2 protein-coding genes, 2 pseudogenes and 1 other annotated feature are annotated in these 2,587 nt (G+C 58.7%); all 4 genes and pseudogenes read left to right on the top strand.

The features are described from left to right. Positions 1 to 94: 94 nt before the first annotated feature. Complete coding sequence (locus tag GXY01S_RS18680) at positions 95 to 475, top strand: hypothetical protein (protein WP_042711043.1); 381 nt, start codon at positions 95 to 97, stop codon at positions 473 to 475. After that, entirely contained in the window at positions 375 to 821 is a 447-nt protein-coding gene (locus tag GXY01S_RS19290) for a transposase (protein WP_370664573.1), read from the top strand. The genes GXY01S_RS18680 and GXY01S_RS19290 overlap by 101 nt, the downstream gene beginning before the upstream one ends. Next, a pseudogene (locus GXY01S_RS16515) lies at positions 784 to 2,018 on the top strand (IS3 family transposase). Before GXY01S_RS19290 ends, GXY01S_RS16515 begins: the two are co-directional and overlap by 38 nt. Next, positions 1,071 to 1,187, top strand: a sequence feature (AL1L pseudoknot). It overlaps the preceding pseudogene by 117 nt. Positions 2,019 to 2,402: 384 nt before the next feature. Then, a pseudogene (locus GXY01S_RS18820) lies at positions 2,403 to 2,587 on the top strand (helix-turn-helix domain-containing protein); the annotation flags it as partial.

Genomic DNA, 2,587 nt, shown 5'->3' with positions numbered 1-2,587 from the left:
ACTTAGAGCGCGCTGCGAATAGCTTGAATCATAGGATTCCCAAAGGGCGTCTGATGTGATTCAAGATGAAGACTGGCGAAGGAGGCCAGCCTTCATGCCGAAAGCCTACTCGCAGGATTTACGAGACCGCGTGATTGATGCGGTGGGGAAAGACGGCATGAGTTGCCGGGCAGCGGCACGCCGTTTTGGCGTGAGCGATGCCTCGGCGATCAAATGGGTGCAGCGCGCAAGACGCATCGGAGATCGGTGCTGCGCCGGCACGGGCGGGCATCGTCCCTCGAAAACCAGACCTGAACGGGCCTGGCTGCTGGCCATCATTGATGCCGAACCTGATATCACCCTTGCGGCGCTGTCGATCCGACTGCGCGAGGAGCGTGGCGTTCAGGCCGACACAGGCATGCTCTCGCGCTTTTTCCAATCCGAAGGGATCAGCTTCAAAAAAAAGCGTGCTGCCCTGCGAGCAGGACCGGCCTGACGTCGCGCGCAAGCGCAGGTTCTGGAAGCGCTATCAGGCCAACATAGATCCCACCCGTCTGGTCTTTATCGACGAAACCTGGGCTAAGACCAACATGACGCGCACGCACGGCCGTTGCCGCAAAGGTGAGAGACTGAGAGCCAGAGTCCCTCATAGCCACTGGAAGACACTGACCTTTCTGGCTGCCTTGCGTCATGACCGGATCACCGCACCCTGCGTTCTCGACGGACCGATCAACGGGCGCAGTTTTTTGGCCTATGAACTGTCCCGGGTTTACCGGAGAGTAAAACTCTCGGAGGATGAGCCCTATGGTAGAGAAGAAGAAGACATCACGTTATTCGCCTGAGTTCCGTGAGCGCGCGGTGCGCCTTCTGGACGAGCATCGATCGGATTACCCGAGCCTATCGGTGGCCTGTCGCGAGATTGGTGGCAAGCTTGGCTGTTCGGGCGACAGCCTGCACGACTGGTGGAAGCAGGCCCGGCGGGACGCGGGTGCGTAACCAGGGCCGACCACGGCCGAGACGGCACGGATCAGGGCGTTGGAGCGTGAGGTCCGTGAACTGCGTCAGGCCAATGAGATTCTCAAGAAAGCTTCAGCTTATTTTGCACAGGCGGAGCTCGACCGCCCGTTTCGCAAATGATCGCGTTTATTGAAGCCTGCCGTGCCGATTACGGGGTCGAGCCAATCTGTCGCGTTCTGCCGATTGCCCCGTCCACGTTTTACCAGCAGGCGGTCATAGCAAGAGATCCGACCAGGGCCAGCCCGCGTGCCCTGCGCGATAGGGAACTGATGGAACATATCCGCCGGATCTGGCGGGACAACCGTGCTGTTTATGGTGCGCGTAAGGTCTGGCACAGCCTACAGCGTGAAGGGCGACAGGTTGCGCGCTGCACTGTTGAGCGCCTGATGCGGCAGATGGGTCTGAAGGGGGTGATCCGGGGCCGGAAGGTCATCACGACCCGTCCGGATACGGCGCGCCCCTGTCCTGATGACAGGGTCAACCGGCAGTTCCAGGCCGAGGCTCCCAACCAGCTCTGGGTCTCGGACTTCACCTATGTCCAGACCCGGAATGGCATGGTCTATGTGGCGTTCGTCATTGATGTGTTCGCCCGCAGGATCGTGGGGTGGAAAGTCTCGACTTCCATGACCACCCAGTTCGTGCTCAACGCCCTTGAACAGGCCATCTGGCAACGAAAGCCCGCGGGAAACAAGGCGCTGATCCACCATTCGGATCGTGGATCACAATACCTGTCGATCCGGTACACCGAACGCCTGGCGCAGGCTGACATCGACGCCTCGGTCGGCACGGTCGGTGACAGCTACGACAATGCACTGGCAGAGACCATCAACGGTTTATACAAGGCCGAGGTCATCCATCATCTGGGGTCATGGAAATCCATGGCGCAGGTCGAATGGGAAACCCTCAGATGGGTGGACTGGTATAATAACCAACGCCTGCTGGCGCCAATCGGCTACAGGCCTCCCGCCGAAGCCGAACGCGCCTTCTATGCAGATCAGAGCAGGCTTGATATCGCTGCCTGATTACTGAATAAATCGCTCTCCGGTAAACCCGGGGCAGTTCAATGATAGGGTTCCTGGGTTCCGAGACTGATCTCTTACCTGCTTTAGGCGCCGACTATACCTCGTGTGGAATCTGGCCTCGATACACCGCAAGCTTATATCGAGGCTGGTTTGCAGTGAGAGACTGCATGCCTTCGGTCCCTGTATTGATAGCAAGGACCAACGCTCCACCGGCATGTGGCTTACGCCGCATGCCGACCCGCCTACCTCCGAGTTGGCGAGTTCCAACTGTTAAGCGGCATGGAAAAGTGACCCCTTCGGAAGGGGGACAGGCAGCTAAAAACGACCCCTTTCTGAGAAACGGGTTCACGATGGCCTTCATGCTGAATGGAGGCCCGGTTTGGGATGCTTGTTGTGGAAACAATTGGAAAGATCCGTCGCGCGCATTTTGTCGAAGGAAAGGCGATCAAGGCGATCTGCCGGGACCTTGGGATATCGCGGCAGACGGTACGCAAGGTGATCCGGTCGGGACAGACGTCTTTTGACTATCACCGAGAACGACAGCCTCTTCCCCGGATTGGTCCATGGGA

It is taken from the genome of Komagataeibacter xylinus NBRC 15237 (assembly GCF_001571345.1).
GTDB classification, from domain to species: domain Bacteria; phylum Pseudomonadota; class Alphaproteobacteria; order Acetobacterales; family Acetobacteraceae; genus Komagataeibacter; species Komagataeibacter xylinus.
Note: the sequence above shows the minus strand (reverse complement) of the source record. Positions and strands in the feature narration are given on the sequence as shown.